General features: G+C 34.6%; 20 protein-coding genes. 10 read left to right on the top strand and 10 right to left on the bottom strand.

Annotated features, from left to right (window positions below; all coding sequences use genetic code 11):
- Positions 1 to 35 precede the first annotated feature (35 nt).
- Together ACF3OB_RS03810 and ACF3OB_RS03805 are read right to left on the bottom strand one after the other, a co-directional pair.
- Positions 36 to 1,073 (bottom strand): Gfo/Idh/MocA family oxidoreductase, encoded by a 1,038-nt coding sequence (locus tag ACF3OB_RS03810; protein ID WP_392448417.1) that lies wholly within the window; start codon positions 1,071 to 1,073, stop codon positions 36 to 38.
- Positions 1,074 to 1,150: 77 nt separating this feature from the next.
- Positions 1,151 to 1,939, bottom strand: coding sequence for a DUF2797 domain-containing protein (locus ACF3OB_RS03805; protein ID WP_392448415.1), 789 nt, complete (start codon positions 1,937 to 1,939; stop codon positions 1,151 to 1,153).
- 373 nt (positions 1,940 to 2,312) lie between these two features.
- On the opposite strand from ACF3OB_RS03805, the gene ACF3OB_RS03800 reads away from it, so the two are divergent.
- The 3 genes from ACF3OB_RS03800 (at position 2,313) to ACF3OB_RS03790 (ending at position 5,299) form a co-directional block, all read left to right on the top strand.
- A complete protein-coding gene (locus tag ACF3OB_RS03800; RefSeq protein ID WP_042010217.1) occupies positions 2,313 to 3,824 on the top strand; it encodes a GH3 auxin-responsive promoter family protein in 1,512 nt (503 codons plus the stop codon).
- Between the two features lie 136 nt (positions 3,825 to 3,960).
- The gene (locus ACF3OB_RS03795; RefSeq protein ID WP_042347129.1) at positions 3,961 to 4,578 is read left to right on the top strand and encodes a lipoprotein signal peptidase; all 618 of its coding nucleotides are present in this window, start codon (positions 3,961 to 3,963) and stop codon (positions 4,576 to 4,578) included.
- A 1-nt stretch (position 4,579) separates the two neighbouring features.
- Positions 4,580 to 5,299, top strand: coding sequence for a YqjF family protein (locus ACF3OB_RS03790; protein WP_095894097.1), 720 nt, complete (start codon positions 4,580 to 4,582; stop codon positions 5,297 to 5,299).
- 82 nt (positions 5,300 to 5,381) lie between these two features.
- On the opposite strand, the gene ACF3OB_RS03785 is transcribed toward ACF3OB_RS03790, so the two are convergent.
- From ACF3OB_RS03785 to ACF3OB_RS03765, 5 genes are all read right to left on the bottom strand, one after another.
- Positions 5,382 to 6,131: a uroporphyrinogen-III synthase gene (locus ACF3OB_RS03785; protein WP_042010227.1), complete on the bottom strand. Its 750-nt coding sequence runs from the start codon at positions 6,129 to 6,131 to the stop codon at positions 5,382 to 5,384.
- A 66-nt stretch (positions 6,132 to 6,197) separates the two neighbouring features.
- Complete coding sequence (locus ACF3OB_RS03780) at positions 6,198 to 6,857, bottom strand: DUF4271 domain-containing protein (RefSeq protein WP_042010231.1); 660 nt, start codon at positions 6,855 to 6,857, stop codon at positions 6,198 to 6,200.
- Between the two features lie 13 nt (positions 6,858 to 6,870).
- A complete protein-coding gene (locus ACF3OB_RS03775; protein ID WP_042010233.1) occupies positions 6,871 to 7,248 on the bottom strand; it encodes a DUF4296 domain-containing protein in 378 nt (125 codons plus the stop codon).
- 3 nt (positions 7,249 to 7,251) lie between these two features.
- Positions 7,252 to 8,589, bottom strand: a complete 1,338-nt coding sequence (locus ACF3OB_RS03770) for a dihydroorotase (RefSeq protein WP_392448411.1) — start codon at positions 8,587 to 8,589, stop codon at positions 7,252 to 7,254.
- 183 nt (positions 8,590 to 8,772) lie between these two features.
- Positions 8,773 to 9,765 carry a DUF4837 family protein gene (locus tag ACF3OB_RS03765; protein WP_042010239.1) on the bottom strand — a complete coding sequence of 331 codons (993 nt, stop codon included), beginning with the start codon at positions 9,763 to 9,765 and terminating at the stop codon, positions 8,773 to 8,775.
- 144 nt (positions 9,766 to 9,909) lie between these two features.
- Here ACF3OB_RS03765 and ACF3OB_RS03760 point away from each other — a divergent pair, with 144 nt between their 5' ends.
- From ACF3OB_RS03760 to ACF3OB_RS03730, 7 genes are all read left to right on the top strand, one after another.
- Complete coding sequence (locus ACF3OB_RS03760) at positions 9,910 to 10,680, top strand: alpha/beta fold hydrolase (RefSeq protein WP_392448410.1); 771 nt, start codon at positions 9,910 to 9,912, stop codon at positions 10,678 to 10,680.
- A 45-nt stretch (positions 10,681 to 10,725) separates the two neighbouring features.
- Positions 10,726 to 12,423, top strand: coding sequence for a lysine--tRNA ligase (gene lysS / locus ACF3OB_RS03755; RefSeq protein WP_392448408.1), 1,698 nt, complete (start codon positions 10,726 to 10,728; stop codon positions 12,421 to 12,423).
- 165 nt (positions 12,424 to 12,588) lie between these two features.
- Positions 12,589 to 13,653, top strand: coding sequence for a 6-bladed beta-propeller (locus ACF3OB_RS03750; RefSeq protein ID WP_392448405.1), 1,065 nt, complete (start codon positions 12,589 to 12,591; stop codon positions 13,651 to 13,653).
- 383 nt (positions 13,654 to 14,036) lie between these two features.
- Positions 14,037 to 15,320, top strand: coding sequence for a citrate synthase (locus tag ACF3OB_RS03745; RefSeq protein WP_172914551.1), 1,284 nt, complete (start codon positions 14,037 to 14,039; stop codon positions 15,318 to 15,320).
- A gap of 211 nt (positions 15,321 to 15,531) precedes the next feature.
- Positions 15,532 to 16,071, top strand: coding sequence for a hypothetical protein (locus ACF3OB_RS03740; protein ID WP_042010253.1), 540 nt, complete (start codon positions 15,532 to 15,534; stop codon positions 16,069 to 16,071).
- Between the two features lie 4 nt (positions 16,072 to 16,075).
- Positions 16,076 to 16,555 (top strand): DUF2975 domain-containing protein, encoded by a 480-nt coding sequence (locus ACF3OB_RS03735; RefSeq protein WP_095894105.1) that lies wholly within the window; start codon positions 16,076 to 16,078, stop codon positions 16,553 to 16,555.
- A 4-nt stretch (positions 16,556 to 16,559) separates the two neighbouring features.
- Entirely contained in the window at positions 16,560 to 16,769 is a 210-nt protein-coding gene (locus ACF3OB_RS03730) for a helix-turn-helix domain-containing protein (RefSeq protein ID WP_042010260.1), read from the top strand.
- Positions 16,770 to 16,892: 123 nt separating this feature from the next.
- Here the strand turns inward: ACF3OB_RS03730 and ACF3OB_RS03725 are convergent, their stop codons facing one another.
- The 3 genes from ACF3OB_RS03725 to ACF3OB_RS03715 form a co-directional block, all read right to left on the bottom strand.
- Complete coding sequence (locus ACF3OB_RS03725; RefSeq protein WP_095894106.1) at positions 16,893 to 19,322, bottom strand: YfhO family protein; 2,430 nt, start codon at positions 19,320 to 19,322, stop codon at positions 16,893 to 16,895.
- Positions 19,323 to 19,334: 12 nt separating this feature from the next.
- Positions 19,335 to 19,721: a DUF423 domain-containing protein gene (locus tag ACF3OB_RS03720; RefSeq protein WP_042010265.1), complete on the bottom strand. Its 387-nt coding sequence runs from the start codon at positions 19,719 to 19,721 to the stop codon at positions 19,335 to 19,337.
- Between the two features lie 181 nt (positions 19,722 to 19,902).
- Positions 19,903 to 20,283 (bottom strand): CCC motif membrane protein, encoded by a 381-nt coding sequence (locus tag ACF3OB_RS03715; protein WP_052458244.1) that lies wholly within the window; start codon positions 20,281 to 20,283, stop codon positions 19,903 to 19,905.

The raw sequence follows: 20,283 nt of genomic DNA, 5'->3' as shown, positions 1-20,283 counted from the left end.
TTAACATCTAAAACGAATATGTTATAGAATCATCTCTATAGCGATATTTTCCTTCCTTGAGAAAAACTTTCAATAGCCTTGTCAATCAGAGACATGGTTTGCACAGCTTGGTTAGCAGGAACAGGATTTGATTTTCCATAAACCATTGATTCATATACATTTTGATAAAAATCCATGTAGTTTCCGTGTTGAGCTACGGTCTGCTCGTAAACGGTAGAGGTGTGTAATATGCCGTTCGGATATTGCACTTTAGGAAGCCAATTTTCGGTAGTTGGAGTAATTCCCTTTGAAAGCATATCCTCTTGAGCGTCAAATCGTTGTTGTAAAAAACTGCCTCGATCACCGTGTACGATATATTCCCAGCCTTTTTCCTTTGATATAGTTGAAGATTTTAGGCGTACACGAAGTTCTTTTTCGTAAAATAGAATGAGTTCAAAATAATCATTTGTTTGTGTTTTTTCGCGTAGGAATCCTAAATCAGCATATATAAACTTTGGATAACCAAATAGTTGCAATGCTTGATCAATAAGATGAGTTCCCAAATCATGCAGAGCTCCTGACCCTGCTATGGGAGCTTCTTTATGATTTTTTTCACTGATTGAGGTGCGAAAACGATCGAATCGGATTTCTACTTCTTTAATGGTTCCTAAAGCTCCACTTTCAATAATTTCTTTAACCTTAAGATAATCTCCATCATAACGCCTGTTTTGGTAAACGCTTAAAAAACAATCGTTTGAATCTGCCAATTGCTGTAACTCTTTTGCTTGGTCGCTCGTAACGGTAAAAGGCTTTTCCACCAATACATTTTTCCCTAATTCCAATGCCTCTTTAGTGTATTCATAATGTGTTTGTACGGGAGTGTTGATCACAATCAAATCAATGATTTCGTCAAGGAGTAACTCATCGAAAGAACGATACAATTTTGATTGAGAATACTTTTCTCGTGAATCGTTTTTATGTCTTTCCACCACAGCTTGTAACCGAAAAAGTGGGTGATTTGCTACAAATGGAGCGTGAAACAAACGTCCGCTCATCCCAAAAGAAGCTAATCCTACATTTATTATTTTGTTCATTTCTTTATCTTTTTAGTGTTTTGACATGATATACATTCTAGAACCTACGTTGTTGTTCAAAGATACAAACACATTTCCTACATAGAGAACTTTACGTAATACCCCTCATTACCTCGCACATTGAAAACCGTCCCATCTTCAAAGATGAGGTACTGTCCCTTGATTCCTTTCAACACTCCATTGTACACTGGCGTATTGATTAAATTAAGAGAATGTACCTTCTGAGGAAACTGTTCCACAGGAAATTGGATATGAACCTCTTCACCATTGTCAATAAAATAAGATTTCGTTTCCTCAGGAAAGAATGTAAACAGCTGATTTCTAATTTCTTTTAAATCAATGTCTTCCAGAGTATTCGTAAGCATTTTTCGCCAATCGGTTTTATCCGAAACATGCTCTTTCAAAGCAACTTCAGTAATTCCTGCCAAATAACGGTTTGGAAGTTCAGCTATTACCAAAGCTTCATGAGCTCCTTGATCTATCCAGCGTGTAGGTACCTGTGAATGACGCGTAACCCCCACCTTCACTTTACTTGAATTTGCCAAATACACATAATGAGGCTGCAGTTGCATCTGTTTTTCGTAGTCTAAATCCCGATCTTCAATATCTAAATGAGCTTTGCTAAGTTCTGGATGCATAATCCAATCGGCAGCTTGTGGAATTTCAAAAAAACATTTTTTGCAAAACCCTTGTCGAAAAATAGGTTCGTTATTTCCGCAGCTTAAACATTGAAAATGAGATAATTCTATTTTAATCTGTTGATTTAGCAAACTATTGACCGATAAAAAATCGTTCTCCAATTGCAAGTAGTAGCGTACAGGATTTGCCATTTCGGTCGTCATTTTTTGTAATACTCCTTGAAACATATCTATTTTTTTTATTAAATTTACCCGATTTTAGAAGGTGGTATATTCAGAATATATATATTCGATGATATAATCATTTGTGTTGCAAAAGTAATAATTTCAGGCACATGTTTTATTTCAATTAGAATTTACCCCTCATTTTTACGGAAGTTTAGGACTGTGCAAAATTTAGATTTTATTCATTCTGTTTGTATTAAGGAATTTTTAATTTTAACAGATTCGTAATAACTTTTGAGAAAAATGTATTTGATAAACAACAAAACTCTGTAAAGTTCTGATTATCAAAATCTATTATACAAACGATATGCGAGAGATAAAAAGCAATTGAACAAATCATATCGGGAGTTTCAATCAATTTTAAAAAACATTAAAAATGCCATTAGCACTATTTAATTCGATAACCTCTTGGTTTTTAAGACGACGTATTGACCAAATTCAGCAATTTGTAAATAACCCCCACCAGACACAGGAGCGTGTTTTAGCGGAATTGCTAAACGCTGCTAAAGACACCGAAATTGGGAAAAAATATGGTTTTTCCGAAATTGAAAATTACCAGCAATTCGTACGAAATACACCCTTGGTAACCTACGAGGAATTTGAACCCTATATTGACCGAGCCAGAAAGGGTGAACGTAACGTTCTTTGGCATTCTCCCATCAAATGGTTTGCTAAAAGTAGTGGGACAACTAATGCTAAGAGTAAATTTATTCCCGTCAGCGAAGAGGCTTTGCAGGATTGTCATTACAAATCAGGCAAAGATATGCTTTGTTTATACTTAAACAATAATGAAAACTCTAATCTATTTACAGGTAAGAGTTTACGCCTTGGAGGAAGCAAAGAACTATATCAAGAGAACGGCACTTATTTCGGTGATTTATCAGCAATACTAATTGAAAACTTACCATTTTGGGCAGAATTTAGTTCTACTCCAAGCAATAAGGTGTCGCTCATGAGCGAATGGGAAACAAAACTACAAGCTATTGTCAAAGAAGCTAAAAACGCAAATGTAACCAGCATGGCTGGAGTTCCCTCATGGATGCTTGTCCTACTCAACCGAGTGTTAGAAGAAACTGGAAAAAATAATTTACTCGAAATATGGAAAAATTTGGAAGTATATTTTCACGGAGGAGTTAGTTTTGTCCCATATCGCGAACAATACAAAAAAATAATCCCTTCCGATACTTTCCGCTACTATGAAATTTACAATGCCTCAGAAGGATTTTTTGGGATTCAAGACAGAAATAATTCCGATGAATTGCTTTTGATGCTAGACTATGGTGTGTTCTACGAATTTATTCCGATGGATACTTTCGGAACTAACCAACAAAAAGTGATTCCTCTATCCGAAGTAGAACTCGGAAAGAACTACGCAATGGTAATCACCACAAATGCAGGACTTTGGCGATACATCATCGGAGATACGATTCGTTTCACCTCTGTTTCACCTTATCGTATCAAAATTACAGGACGTACCAAGCACTTTATCAATGTTTTTGGAGAAGAACTTATTATCGAAAATACGGAAAAAGGACTAAAAAAAGCTTGTGAACTTACCAATAGCCATGTGAAAGATTACACAGTAGCTCCTATCTTCATGAAAGATAAACTCAAAGGCGGACATGAGTGGATCATTGAGTTCGATAAAGAACCTTTGAACATCGAAAAATTCACCGAAATATTAGATGAAGAACTCAAAAAAGTAAATTCCGACTACGAAGCTAAGCGTTATAATAACATGACTCTTAACATGCCTACCGTTCATGTAGCCCGACAAAATCTGTTTCACGATTGGCTCAAAAACAAAGGAAAACTAGGAGGACAAAACAAAGTGCCACGACTTTCCAATAGCCGAGAACATCTCGAAGAGTTATTGAAATTCATGTAACCAAAATAGATTCTTTACACAATTGTTGAAATTTTAAACCTATTAGTAAATGCAAATTTAAGTAAGTTCAATACTAAGTTTTTTAGCTTATTTACCAAAAAAGACTTACTTTTGCCCCTCATATACTTATAATTCTATGAAATTAAAACACGCCATTTTTATCATTCTTGCGATATTAATCATTGACCAAGTTAGTAAAATATACATTAAAACAAATTTTATTCTGAATGAAAGTGTAGACGTTTTTAGTTGGTTTAAAATCTATTTCATTGAAAACAACGGAGCCGCATGGGGAGCTGAAATCCCCGGAGTTTATGGAAAACTAGCCTTAACACTTTTCCGTATTTTTGCGGTTTTCGGGATAGGCTATTGGTTGATATCATCCATAAAAAAGCAACGGCATCCTATTTTAATCATTTCTATATCAATGATTTTAGCAGGAGCATTAGGTAATATTATTGATTCTGTTTTCTACGGAGTGATTTTTGACCATAGCTACAACAACGTAGCGACTCTGTTCTCAGAACAACCCTATGGGACTTGGTTTCACGGCAAAGTAGTAGACATGTTCTACTTCCCTTTGATTGACACTACTCTTCCTGAATGGTTGCCAATTTGGGGAGGTAACCGTTTTCAGTTTTTTGAACCAGTTTTCAATGTTGCCGATTCTGCCATATGCGTTGCCGTAGGGCTATTGCTTATGTTCAACAAAAAAGCTTTTCCAAAAGAAGAGAAAATAACTGAACAAACCTAAAATGAGCATTATCACAAACATTTTAAAAAACAACGAACATCGACCATATCCACTTCCGAAAGGCAATTGGACATACTATCAAGAGTGGAATCGAGCCTTGTTTTTACATTATAAAGTACCTTATGAGTTGTTGCGTCAATTAGTTCCAACCGGCTTACAATTAGATAGTTACAATAATGATTGCTACATCTCGTTAGTAGCATTCACTATGGAGAAAATAAGACCAAAACAACTACCCGCCATTTCCTTTATTTCTGACTTTCATGAGATAAATATCCGAACGTATGTAGAAAAAGATGGTAAAAAAGGGGTCTATTTTTTAAATATTGAAGCAGGAAAACTACTATCAGCTATTGTAGCGAAATGCTTATCAGGACTTCCATATGAGTTTGCAACGATAAAACGTGCTGATAATCAATATAATTCAGAAAACAAAAACAAGAATTTCCTTTTGGACGTATCATTTGACATAGAGGAAATTATACTTGAAAAGACACCTTTAGACCTTTGGCTTACAGAACGTTATTGCCTGTTTTTAGATATAAAAGAATCTTTGTTTCGGTATGACATACATCATCAAGAATGGAATCTTAGAGGTCTGAAAATAAACAAATTAAATATAAATTATCATCTGAAAAACATTTCTTTATCACCTAACTATCACCTTTGTCACTATTCCGATGGCACTCAGGTCATTTCATGGAATAGGGTAAAACTTTAGTGTTGTACTAAAAGCTAAAGGCAAATTAGATTCCACTAACTTGCCTTCAGATTATATAACTTGTATCATTGATCGCCCTAACCTATTTTTTTCCATTTACTTTTGAAATATACTGCTCCAAAGCCATTGTCATTGAAGGCGTTTCAGGAGAAGGAGCCTTTATGTCGATGACCAACCCCGCCTCTTGGGCTGCTTTTAAAGTTGAATCACCATAAACGGCTATTTTTGTGTTATTCTGGGTGAAATTAGGAAAATTTTTAAACAACGATTCAATACCTGCAGGACTAAAGAAAGCCAAAATATCGTAATTAAAGTTGCTTATTCCTGATAAATCAGAATGAACAGTCCTATAAAAAATTGCTCTTTCCCATTTGATTTTCAAATCATTAAGAGCTGTGGCAAGTTCTGCCTTACAAGTATCTGAACCGGGGAATAAGAAGTTTTCCTCTTTGTATTTTTTCAAAATAGGCAACAAATCAGAAAATTCTTTCTTTCCTACATAAATTTTTCTTTTTCTGTAAGTGATGTACTTTTGCAAGTAGAATGCAATCGCTTCAGATTGACAGAAATATTTCATGGTGTCAGGTACCTTAAAACGCATTTCTTCTGCAATTCTAAAATAATGATCCACAGATTTTCTGCTGGTTAATATAATAGCAGAAAATTTTGTTAAATCTATTTTCTGTAAACGTATATCTTTAGCACTAACCCCTTCGACTTTTATGAATGGAATAAAATCAATTTTAACCCTTTGATTTTCAATAATATGAGCATACGGAGAGTTTTCTGCCTTCGGCTCTGGTTGTGAAACCAAGATACTTTTTACTTTCATAAATAATTACTGTTTGCTTTGTGCTAAATAAATCCTACGGATGTTATTAGTTCACCGAATTTGTTTCTATAAAAATCTAATCCCATAGATAAAGAAGACATACGGTGCTATTTCAAGGGTGCAAAGATACAAAATAAAATAAATAATGTAAGGTTTTATCATCTTTTGATTGGATTTTACAATCGAAATCCAACCTAATACGTTGATTATTAATAGTATGCCGAAAAGTAAATAGATGTATTTTTTTTCTAAAGACACTGCATATAGAATAAAGAATAACACTACAACCACCAAAATAGCTCCATAACTTGAATATGCTATACGACTAAACATGTACCCCTTACTAAACCCTCTCAACTCAAACACTTGAGCTATAGAAGTTTGTACAACAAGCTTTAAACCTAAAAGCAACAGAAGTAATACAGCGATGTCTAAAAATAAAAATCCAGTACTAACAGGAAACTGTAGATCATATATCTGTCCACAAACATAGAAAAATAAGCTCAACGAAAACCATTGCAAAAAAAATAAAAAAAACGTAAAAAGATGTATTTTTCGTTCTTTTTTCTCGTAAATCACAATATACTTATCATTTAATGGTAATTTTACATATTCCGAAAAATGATTGGGATAAACCATTTTCATAAAGGCTATAACCCCAAAAACAAAGAGGAATAATGGGAAAATCCAGGATAAAAAAGGCGGAGATAATAGATGACTTTCCAAGGTTCTGTATTTTTTAGTCTACTTCTAAAGGTGTGACTGATGTTGCATCAATTTCTGGAATGATGCTATCTCGTTCTCGTTTCAATCGTAACTCAACATTTTTGATTATTGTATCATATTTTTGAGGAAAAGAAGCATAATATTCCATATTTTGAGCCAAAATTAAACTATCAATTTCATATTTTTTGTATATCAATTCCTGAAAAGAGATATTTAATGTGTCCATCATTGTGTAATCTGTACTTTTTATAGCGTCTAAAAGGATTAAATCATACATCAAATTCTGCATTTCTCTTTCCGAAAGAAATTTTTGAGGCTTTTTTACAATATTTTCACCACATGACAGCACCGAAAAACATAGAATAATCAAAATATATAATCTTATTTTCATAGCTTATCTATTAAAAGTAACGCGTTTTCCAGCCGCCTCTCCAATAATAATTCCATCATTGTATACCATTTTTCCATTAACGAATGTGGTTGTGATTTTTGATTTGAACACAGAATCTGTAAAAGGAGACCATCCACATTTGTACAAAATATTCTCTGTGGTCACTTTCCACGGACTATTCAAATCAACTAAAACTAAATCAGCATAATACCCTTCACGAATAAACCCTCTATCCTTCACTTCAAATAAAATTGCGGGATTGTGGCACATTTTTTCAACTATTTTCTGAATTGAGATACGTCCTTTATGATATTGCTCAAGCATTGCTACTAACGAATGTTGCACCAAAGGTCCTCCCGAGGGAATTTTATGATATTCTTGATTTTGCTTTTCTTCGAGTGTATGAGGAGCATGATCGGTAGCAATTACATCCAGACGGTCGTTTAACAAGGCTTCCCACAAGCTCTCACGATCATTAGCCGTTTTGACCGCTGGATTCCATTTAATGAGGCTTCCCTTTTGATCGTAATCAGCATCGGAAAACCACAAATGATGTACACATACTTCCGCAGTTATCTTTTTATCTTTCAAAGGAATATCATTTCTGAAAAGATGAGTTTCCTGAGCTGTTGAAAGATGAAAAACGTGTAATCTCGCTCCTGTTTTTTGAGCTAAGGAAACAGCTTTAGACGAAGATAAATAACAAGCTTCATGGCTTCGAATTAAAGGATGAACTTGTATAGGTATTTGATAACCAAACTGTTGAGAGTAATGCTCCATGTTGTGCCGGATGGTTTGCTCATCCTCACAATGGGTAGCTATAACCATATCCACATTCGAAAAAATACGTTCAATAGTTTGCTCATTATCTACCAACATATTCCCTGTGGAAGAGCCTAAAAATAGTTTAATACCCACACAAGCCTTGCGATCTAATCGCTTTAGTTCCTCTAAATTATCATTCGTTCCACCGAGAAAAAACGAAAAATTAGCGAAAGAAGTTTTCGATGCAATTTCAAATTTTTCTTCCAAAAGATCAATAGTTGTGGTTTGGGGAACAGTGTTGGGTTGTTCAAAAAAAGTAGTTACTCCTCCCGCAACAGCCGCTGCACTTTCGGAAGCTATGTTGGCTTTGTGCGTCAACCCAGGTTCTCTAAAATGAACTTGATCATCAATTACTCCTGGCAATAAGTAAAGCCCTTTTCCTTCGATAACTGTGTATCCGTTTTCCGCTGTAATATTGGGTGCTATTTTGGCTATTCGTTCTCCTTCAATGAGTATATCACCTCTAATCACTTGATTCTCATTGATAATATGTACATCTTTGATAAGTGTTTTCATTTGTGTTGTAGAATTGCAAATTGTCTTGTATTCAAAATTAAACCCCAAAGATATAAGATTAATTTTAAAATACCTACTTTTAGGGATACTTTATCCATTTCAAACGCTTTTGACTACAAAAAAGAAAACGAACAATTCCCAGAAACGAAAACTATCTTTTACACCAAAAAATTAAGTAACAAATTACTTTGCAAACTCAATGGATTTTACAATAGCTTCTAATTCAAATAGATAATCTCTCTTTTCTATTCTTGGAGCTAAAATGAAGCCTTCAAGTACGACTAAACGGTTATTAGGAACATCTTCGATAATATAATTCAGGTAAGGTCCTCCTAAAAAGAAATTTTTCATTTCCCACAAACCACGACTTTCCATAGCATTCCTGTTTTTAATTTTCATATCTGTAATGCTGGGAGCAAAGGATGTTTCGGTAATCATGTACATACCTTCTTTTCTACCTGGTATGTATCGTTCACCGATGGAATCACGCATTCTTACGATGGTTTCAGCTCGGCTATTGTCTTTTGGTATGCTATTGATAGGCATCTCATAAACAATTAAGTTGGAAGTTCCCCCCTTAATTTGACGTTCTATCCAAAAGAAATTATTTTCTTGCTTCACAATTTTGTAAACAGAGGGCATTGTGAGCGAAAAGCCTAATTTTTCTTGCAACGCCGTTTCTTTATTCAAAGATTTTTGGAATCGTGATTGAGCTTCCTTAATATCGTTATCCCTAAATTCTTCTATCATTTTGGCAAAATGCTCTTGAATCTCACAACTGATGTCTCGTTTTGTTTTACCTTTGATAACACCCACTTTTTGAGGACGTGCATACAAATTCTCTTTTACGAATGATTTATTAAGTGAATCTTGACTGATAATCAATACATTCCTACTATTTCGAGTGTTATCCGTAAAAATTTGTGGAGGAATCTGATGTAATAAAAAAATTGGTTCTTCGGTTGGAAGACCTTCTAAAGGCGAGGCAAAATATTTTCGGATAGTATCCCCCACAAAACCTTCCCAAAGCGTATTGTCAATGACTACGGCTAAAGAATTTAATTGCCCTATAGACTGTGGCAAATGCAGATTTTTAGCCGATTTTTGGTTGTTATCTGTTTCATTACAAGCTGTTAGCAAACATAAACTTATAAAAATATATATTATTTTTTTCATAAAATTAGTGGTTAATTTCCTATTATTTTTTATAGCGAAAATCGTTCCAAAAACGTTTTTTTTGTTTTTTATTTATCAATAAGTTGAATTTTCATATTTTAGAAGTATCTTTGCCGAAAGGAATATAACACACAAAATTGAGCAATGAACGTATTGCATTCACAAATCATAGGCGAAGGGAAACCGTTGTTTATTTTACACGGATTTCTTGGCATGTCGGACAATTGGCGAACTTTAGGAATCAAATATGCCGAAGCAGGGTATGAGGTACACCTTATCGACCAACGGAATCATGGACACAGTTTTCATCACCAAGAATTTAGCTATTCTATTCTAACAGAAGATTTGAAGCATTATGCCCAAGTGAAAAACATCGCTCTTTTCGATTTAATTGGACACTCTATGGGAGGAAAAACAGCAATGTTATTTGCTACGGAGTATCCGAACATGGTTGATTCTGTGATTGTTGCAGATATTGCACCAAAATTTTATCCACCACATCATCAACAAATTTTACAAGGATTAGCTTCGATTGATTTTGAAGTTGTCAAATCGCGTTCGGAAGCCGACAAGCAACTATCTTTGTACGTCAGCCAAGCTGATGTAAGACAATTTTTACTAAAAAATTTATTTTGGAAAACAAAAGATCAATTGGATTTTCGCTTTAATTTAGAAGCTCTTATGGAAAATGAGTATGAAATTGGAGTTGAATTACCGAAAAATAACACTTTCGATGGGAAAATTCTATTCCTAAAAGGAGAGTTTTCGGAATATGTGATGCCAAGCGATGAACCTCTGATTAAACAACATTTTCCAAATGCAAAAATTGAAATAGTTTCAAAATCAGGACACTGGCTACATGCACAAAATCCAGATGAGTTTTTCCAGAAAACGATGGCTTTTTTAAATCAATAATATGTTTATCTTCAAAGAAAATATACAACAAAATCGATTAATTATATGCAACTATCAGAACAAGAGATAATTCGTAGAGAAAAACTTGATAAATTAAAAGAATTGGGTATCAATCCGTATCCAGCGGAATTGTACCCTGTTGATACAACTTCTGCCGATGTAAAATCGGATTTTCAAGAGGGAAAGAAGGTAACTTTAGCGGGGCGACTAATGTCTGTCCGTATTCAAGGGAAAGCCTCTTTTGCTTCATTACAAGACAGCCAAGGACGCGTACAGCTCTATATCAATCGTGATGAAATTTGTCCTGACGAAGACAAAACCCTTTACAATGAAGTATTTAAAAAATTACTCGACTTGGGTGATTTCATCGGTGTGGAAGGAGAGCTTTTCACTACACAGGTGGGCGAAAAGTCCGTACGTGTGAAGAAAATCAAACTGCTTAGCAAGGTACTTCGTCCGTTACCGCTTCCTAAAACCGATGCCGATGGAAATACCTTTGACGCCTTTACCGACCCCGAGCTTCGCTATCGTATGCGTTACGTGGACTTGGTGGTAAATCCGCAGGTGAAAGAAGTTTTCATCAAACGCACCAAACTTTTCAATGCAATGCGTCAATTTTTTAACGAACGTGGTTATATGGAAGTGGAAACACCTGTGTTACAATCCATTCCGGGGGGAGCGGCAGCACGTCCGTTCATCACACATCATAATTCTTTGGACATTCCTTTGTATATGCGAATTGCCAACGAATTATATCTGAAAAGACTTATCGTAGGCGGATTTGACGGCGTGTATGAGTTCTCGAAAAACTTCCGAAACGAAGGAATGGACAGAACTCACAACCCTGAATTTACCGCAATGGAAATTTATGTAGCGTACAAGGACTACCATTGGATGATGGAGTTTACCGAACAGCTTTTGGAGCATTGTGCTATTGCTGTAAATGGCTCAACCAAAGCCACTTTCGGAAAGCACGAGATTGATTTTAAAGCTCCGTATCCGCGAGTTACAATGACTGAAGCCATTCAAAAATTCACAGGATTTGACATCACCGGAAAAACCGAAAAAGAATTGTTCAATTTTGCTAAATCTATTGGAATTGAGGTTGATGACACAATGGGTAAAGGCAAACTAATAGACGAGATTTTCGGTGAAAAATGTGAAGGAAATTTCATTCAACCTACATTTATCACGGATTATCCGAAAGAAATGTCGCCACTGACCAAAGAACATCGCAACGATCCCAATCTGACCGAGCGTTTCGAGCTTATGGTCTGCGGAAAAGAAATCGCCAATGCGTATTCCGAGTTGAATGACCCTATCGACCAACGCGAACGTTTCGAGGCACAGATGGCACTTTCCGAGCGAGGCGATGACGAGGCGATGTTCATCGACCAAGACTTTTTACGAGCGTTAGAATTTGGTATGCCTCCAACATCAGGCTTGGGAATCGGGATGGACAGACTCATAATGTTCCTGACCAATAACGAAAGTATACAAGAAGTACTTTTTTTCCCGCAAATGAAGCCTGAGGCGAAAGCCACACAGACAGTAGAATTAAACGAAGATGAAAAAATGGTGTTTGAAATCCTCCAAAAAGCGGAAACACTTCCGTTGGAAGAGTTAAAAACCCAATCGGGACTATCCAACAAAAAATGGGATAAAACCATCAAAGGTCTGACCAGCAAAAAGGTAGCTTTCGTTGAAAAACAAGACGATAATTTATTGGTGAAATTAGTATAACATAAGGGCGAAAAATCTTTCGCCCTTTTTTTTAAAAAAAATAGAGATTATGAGAATGCTATGTTCTCTTTTTCAAATTTAGGCGATAACTTTTTAATTTCATGGCAATAGGCATTTCAAATATTTTTATACTTTTGTTCGTAGAATAACTAAACGTTTTTTCGTATGAAACATTCTATTTTATTTTGTCTACTTATGTCTTTTTTCATTTTTGGTTGCGAAAAAAAAGAAGACAGGGAGGAGTTTTGCAAAATTCTTATTGATTTTGATAAAATTGAGAACGTTGACTTATCTCAACATATTGAAAGAAAGGTCTGTTTTGAGTTTTCAGAAGAATCGATGTTAGGAAACTTGGATGAAATTGTTTTAAATGGTCAAGGTTTTTTAATACGCTCTTTAAGTAATCTTTTTCTTTTTGACGAACAAGGGAGGTTTCTATCCCAAATAGGTTCAAAAGGAGCAGCCCCCGATGAATATAGTAATTTTAATTCTTTCTTCATAAAGGGAGATGATGTTTTTATATATGATGATCAGACAAAACGGATGATTATTTACGATTTTCAAGGTAGATACAAATCAACTATAAACTTGAGCGATAGATATGATAGTATAACTCCAAATTTTATCTATCCTTTGTCCGATGGGAAGTTTATTTCAAAAAATATGTATGGGGGTAGTCATAGAAAAACTCCTTCATATAGCATTTTAAAGGAAGATTATAGCATTGAAAAGAATATTAAAAATAGGTGGTTGGCTCATAGTTTTTTTTCTCTAAATAATTTTAATGTGGGAGACGGCAAAAATATGTTGTTTTGGGAAATACTTAATGATACTATTTTTACAATCACAGAAAAACAAGAATGCTTTCCCAAATATATTGTGGATTTTCAAGAGAAATCAATTCCTTCGGATGTTAAGAAAAAAGAATTCTATGAATTGATTCAGTTTACGAATCAGCCTGAGAACATAAACAAGTATGCTTCCCTTGTGCAGAACGTTTATGAAGATTCCGATTTTTTAAGATTTACGTTTCTTTTTCAAAGAAAAATACACTACGTTAAACACGATAGGAATAATAACAAAACCAAAGTTTATTTACTGACATACGATAATCAAAATTTAGGCTCAAGAATTCTTTTTCACAAAAATCATTTGTATGTGCCTGTAAACGATTTAGATAGTATAGAGAGTAACGGTTGTTTGATATTGATAGATGAGTCTAAGTTATAAAATTAGTAGTTAGGATTTTACTTTTAGAATGTTGTATCTATCTTTCAAAAAAATAATGTTTTTTTGAATTTCGATACGTGAGGTAGAGTACCCACAAAATGTTTTGGTTTTTCTCAATATCTTTAAAAATGTAGAAGAAGTAAATTGTAAGAGTAACAGATAAACAGATATGAAAGGTCGGGTTTTCGAAAAAAAGCGGAAAGCTATTTTTTTTATATTTTCGTTTAAAAAGGGGCTAAGAATCCGTTAATGAAACTGTCCAAAAAGTAACTGCGTTAAAAAAATGGATAAAAATTTTTGTTGATCAGAAAAGTTTTTTGTATATTAGCCACGTTTTAAGCGAAAAAACGATATTAGTAAAATAAAACTTTATAATTAAACTTATGGCAGAAACAGCAAAATTAGTCTTTGACGGAAAAGAATATGAATTTCCAGTGATTACAGGAACCGAAAATGAAAAAGCAATTGACATTGAGAAATTACGTGCTTTAACAGGGTTGATTACCTTGGATTCAGGTTATAAAAATACTGGAGCTTGTAAAAGTGCAATTACTTTTTTGGATGGAGAAAAAGGGATTTTACGTTATAGAGGATATAATATTGAGGAGTTAGCTGAGAAAGCAGATTTCTTGGAAGTGGCTTATTTGCTGATTTTTGGGGATTTACCAACCAAAGCTGAGTATGAAAAATTCATCACTACAATTCATAAGTACACAATGATTCATGAGGAGATGAAAGGTATTTTAGATGGTTTCCCGAAAACAGCCCATCCAATGGGAGTGTTGTCATCGGTGATCAGTGCTTTGGTAGCTTTCAATCCTAAGGCAGTGGACGTATCTTGTGAGAAAGATGTGTACGAAGCTGTATGTAAAGTGATGGCAAAAATTCCAGTATTGGCATCGTGGGTGTATCGCAAACGAGAAGGACTTCCATTGAACTACTATAACAATGATATGGAATACATCGACAATATTCTAAATATGATGTTTGCCGTCCCAACAAATAAGTATAAAGTGAATCCAAGAGTAGCAAGTGCGTTGAATAAATTGCTAATTCTGCATGGTGATCACGAGCAAAACTGTTCAACTTCTACCGTTCGCTTGGTAGGTTCGTCTCATGCAGGTTTATTTGCTACTATTTCGTCTGGAGTTTCTGCTCTTTGGGGGCCTCTTCATGGAGGAGCTAATCAAGCTGTAGTAGAAATGTTGGAAGATATTAAAGCCGATGGAGGTGATGTAGAAAAATATATCAGAAAAGCAAAAGACAAGGACGATCCATTCCGTTTGATGGGCTTTGGACACCGAGTGTACAAAAATTTTGATCCTCGTGCTAAAATCATCAAAGCAGCTGCGGATGACGTATTGAATTCACTTGGAATTGATGACCCAATTTTTGATATTGCCAAACATTTAGAAAAAGTAGCCTTGGAGGATGAGTATTTCAAATCAAGAAACTTGTATCCAAATGTGGATTTCTATTCAGGAATTATCTACCGAGCGTTGGGAATGCATGTGGAAATGTTTACCGTTTTGTTTGCTATTGGACGTTTACCAGGTTGGATAGCTCAATGGAAAGAGATGCGTCAAGGTGGAGAGCCAATCGGAAGACCACGCCAAGTGTACGTAGGAAGTACAGAAAGATCTTTTGTTGAGATTAGCAAAAGATAATCATAGAATACATTTTATAAGAAAAGTTCCACTTCGGGGCTTTTTTTATTCTTTGCCCATAATAGCTTCAATAAGAACTCATATTTAGTCGAGGTTCCTGAAATAATCTATGCTTATTTTTTATATTTCTTAATCAAATAATATAATAAATATTTATTGTTTTTCGATAAAAATTTATTATATTTGCATCATAATTTTAAAATCAGATACAATGAAAAAGATTACATCTTCCGATTTTCAACTCATTAAATTAACTGTTTGGTTGATATTAGTGATATTTTCTTTTGATGCAATACGAATGTTGTTCGAATTCATATCTCCTTTGATTTTTTCGAGAGAGAACAACACATCAAGCTGGGGTAGAAAATTGATGTTCTTCCAAAATTACCCAATTTATTACGGAATTATTGTTTTTTTTGAGTTAATTATTGCCTTTTCAAAAATTTATATGAGTTTGATAGCGGCTAAATCTGTTTCAAAATTAAATGTGAACAACTCGTTTTTTAAAGAGAAATTGGCTGACAATTTTTTAAAAATCAGTAAAATAGCTATTTCTTTAAGTTGCTTCATATTTATTTTTCAAGCCATAAGTGATTTTATTTTTATTAACATCCCGTCATACCAAGAATTTAACCGTAGAACGGCATCGGATATGGGAATAATACTTCTTTTAGGGTCAACGATGTATGTACTTGCTTACATTTTTAAAAAAGGAACAGATTTACAAGAAGAAAACGATTTAACTATTTGATATTATGCGAAAAATATTTATTCTAAAAACTATTCTCGACTTGCTATTTATTTTATCAATTTTCGGGGTTTTGAGTTTTATTTCATTCTTTTTGGAAGAGACTATCAGAGTGAACGGTTATGATGTTACAGCTGACACATTATTCGCTAAAATTGTGCTTTGGCTTTGGTATATTGGTTATCTTTTGTTCATATATATTCTTTATCTTTTCAGAAAAACTGCATACTTATTTCTTCGAGTACGAATTTTTAACGAAAAAGTGGTTAAAAACTTGAATAAAATAGGAATTCTACTGATAATCATAACTATATGTACTGATATTTCTTTAATGATTTATAGCGTTATAGAACGCAAAAATATAGGAATCCGATTGGATACAAATCCTGTGTTGTTTAAGGTAGCTGTGGGTTTGTTATTTATGACTTTGAGTGAAGTGCTTAAAATAAGTACAAAAATGAAGGAAGAAAACGATTTAACTATTTGATATTATGCCAATTATTGTAAATTTAGATGTAATGATGGCAAAGCGAAAAATATCGTTAAATGAGCTTTCGGAAAAAGTGGGTTTAACGCTTTCCAACCTTTCCATTTTGAAAACAGGAAAAGCCAAAGCCATCCGATTTAGCACCCTTGAAGCTATTTGTAAAGCACTTGACTGCCAACCTGCTGATATTTTGGAATATAAAGAAGATGAGTAGTAATTTTAGTGGTGCTTTACTCCAAAAAAAATTGTCCGAAAAGTTGGTTCTTTTGTTATCATTTCGTTTGTTGCCTATTCGAAATGATGATGCTTAGAAAAATAACTTTTCGGACAGTTTATTCTATTTTTTGTCTGTTTTTGTACGTCTATTCTTGTAAAAAACGACTCCTGCTCCTAGCAACCACAAAATCAACAATACATTTCCAGCTAAGGTGATTTTAGTTCCAGTGGCTACTACTTGAGGTTTGAACTCAAAGGTGATAGTATGTTTTCCTGCAGGAACTTCCATTCCACGCAAAAGATAGTTCACCCTGTAGTGAGGTGCTTCTATGCCATCTAAGGTTGCAATCCAACCGTGAGGGTAGTGCATTTCGGAGAATACGGCAAACCCTTTTTGTTGATTATCAGTTTTATACTCTAATTTGTTTGGTTTGTAATTTTTCAGTACTATAGTTGCAGTACTATCCATTGTCGATGATTTGAAATTTAAATTTTCCACCTCTTTTGTCAAGACGATGGCTTCAGTTCTCGGGTTAAAATCCGAAAGCCCTTGCATGACTTCATCGTTGGTGTCTTTGGTAATTATTTTATTTACAAACCAAGCATTGCCTAAAGCGTCCTCATTCTGCATCGGTTGGAGTTGTCCATTTTCGTTACGCATAAGTATGTATTTAACATTGAGCATGTTAAGCACTTCTGTATTTCGGTTTGAAATCTGATATTCAAATAACTCTTGCAAACGTTTTGGTTTAGCGGCGTGGTATCCCCCAATAGAATGATGGAAATATGAAGTCCTTGCTCCGTTGATGCCTACTTCAGGTTCGTACACTCGGTAAACAGATTTGTCTTCTAATATCATATTATCAGCTTGTGTAGCTTCAAAGGGTTGTTTCATCCGATGTGTTGATACAAAATCTTTCTCATCTACATAACGTCTTGCTACGCCTCCTAAATCTAAAATGATGAGTAATAGTAGAGCTATTTGTACTCCCTTTTCGGATATCTTTTTGTATTGATATAAATTCAAAAACAATATAGTAAGTAACATAAAGATGGTGCTACGGAGCAAATCGCTCGTATACATGGACTGCCGATCTTCTTGAATCATCGCTACGACTTCGCGTCCGTAATATTGTTCATATAAAGTGTCGCTAACTCCTTTAAAATCAAAGAGTCCCTTGCCGAGTAGTAGTAAAATTACGATGCCAAAGGTAATACAAACGGTGTACAAAAGCGGTTTTTTATTTTCTTCAGTCGTATTTTTCAAAAATCGATACAGACCAAGCATTGCCAAAATCGGTACACACAATTCCAAAATTACTTGAATAGATGAAACTGCGCGGAATTTGTTATATAACGGGAAATAATCAATCATCACATTTGTTAAGATGTCGAAATTTTTCCCCCATGAAAGTACCAATGCCATGATACTTCCTGTTAATAGCCACCATTTTTTGTAACCTTTGACTAAAAATAAAGATAACACGAAAAAGAAAAAGATGATTACTCCTATATAGGCTGGAGCGGCAACTATGGGTTGAGTTCCCCAATATGTAGGCAATCCGTTTGTAAATTCCAATGCTTGAGTTGGAGGAACGCCTTGTTTTACCAAAAAATCGTAGGTTTTTGAATCCTTTCCGAGAGCTTCATTGTTTGAACCTCCGAACAACCTTGGAACGATAAGGTTTAGCGATTCTGCCAATCCGTAGCTGTATTCCGTAATGTAGTCTTTTGATAATCCGCTATTTAATTTATTAGTTCCGTCTGGAGAAATCGTTAGTTCCGATTTGCCACGTGTACTCCACTGTGTGTATTCTTGAGTTGCTAAAAGCGATGTAGCGTTGGTGAATACACTCAAAATAACAGCTCCAACGAGTGTGGCTGTAGCTTTCAAGAAATTATTTAATTCTTTGTTTTTACATGCTTTATATAGCATAAAACATCCAAAAACGAGTACTAATAACATCAGATAGTACGTCATTTGCAAGTGATTTGCATTGATTTCGAGAGCCAGAGCAAAGGCTGTTAGCAGTCCTCCCCAAAGATATTTTTTTCTGAAAACCAGTAAGATACCAGCAAGTACGGGTGCGAAATAACCTATAGCATGAGCTTTGGCATTGTGTCCCACACCGAGTATAATAATCAAGTAGGTAGAAAGTCCAAAGGCTATTGAACCTATAAAGGCAGTTCGCATATCTACTTTTAGGGTAAGCAATAAGACGTAAAGCCCAATAAAATAAAGAAATAAATAATCAGCGGGACGAGGTAGAAAGCGAATAGCTTTGTCTATTTTTTTGATAAAATCGTATGAATAATTAGCTCCCAATTGATAAGTAGGCATCCCTCCGAAAGCACTGTTTGTCCAGTAAGATTCCTCATTTTGACTTAGTCGGAAGTCGTTTCGTTCCTTCGCCATACCGGTATACTGTACTATATCGCTTTGGAAAATGGTTTTACCTTGCATTACTGGATAAAAAAAAGCCAAAGCTATAGCTATAAAAAGCACAACTGCCACCAAATGGGGCAGTGCCTTTTGAAAAATATGTTTCATCTTGAAATGTGTTTAGGCTTTTGACTTGATAAAATAAGCGATTAATAATCCCCAACCTATAATCATTAGTGTACCACCGATAGGAGTAATAGGCCCTAAAAAACGCAAACTGACACCCCAATGTTCTTGAAACGATAAAAAGTAGATGCTTACAGAAAAGAAAAATGTTCCTAAAATCACTAAAATGGAAGTCCATTTTTCTAAAGAAGATTCAAACTTTAAGAAGAATCCAATGATGAGTAACAATAAAGCCGAATACATTTGATATTTCACACCTACTTCAAAACTTGCTAATCGTTCAACGGACAGGATTTTTTTGAAAGCGTGTGCCCCAAAAGCTCCTAAAATGATAGAGGTGATTCCGTATATACCTCCCCAGAGTAATGTAAATGTTTTCATTTTTAATAAATATTTATCGAAGGAATCTAAGAATTTTCTCAGAAATACGATGTTTTACGTATAATTTTTAACTTTTTTGTACCAGTCTCAATGTGACTAAAGAAAGCTCTATGCAAGGTTTACGAGTGTTTTCTCAGTTTAACTGCATAAGCCTTTTTGCTTAGAATAGTAATTTTAAAAACTAATCAAAATGATTATAAGGCATTTCTTCAGTCATTTGTTCAATTCCTTCCAATCCCACGATAGCAATTAGGTAGATAGATAATAAGACCATCAACACGCTGATTATTACACTGATATATGCAACAGTCCTTGCTGTTTTTAAATTATCAATGCCTAAGTACATTTCGGGATTGCTATTGTATTGATTGATTCTTGTACTTGCTATTAATACAGCAATAACGGCAGGAATCAAACCCACGCCACAGCAAAAAGAGAAAACGATTCCGATAATCGCCAATACATACACAACCGTAGCGCTGATAGGTTGTTTAAGTTCTGAACGCTGATCGAATATGGGGTTCTTGTTATAATTGAATGTTGGATTCTGATTTGTATCCAT

The sequence above is a fragment of the Capnocytophaga canis genome (assembly GCF_043187445.1).
GTDB classification, from domain to species: domain Bacteria; phylum Bacteroidota; class Bacteroidia; order Flavobacteriales; family Flavobacteriaceae; genus Capnocytophaga; species Capnocytophaga canis.
The sequence above is the reverse complement of the archived record's forward strand: the minus strand, read 5'-3'. Positions and strand labels throughout refer to the sequence as shown.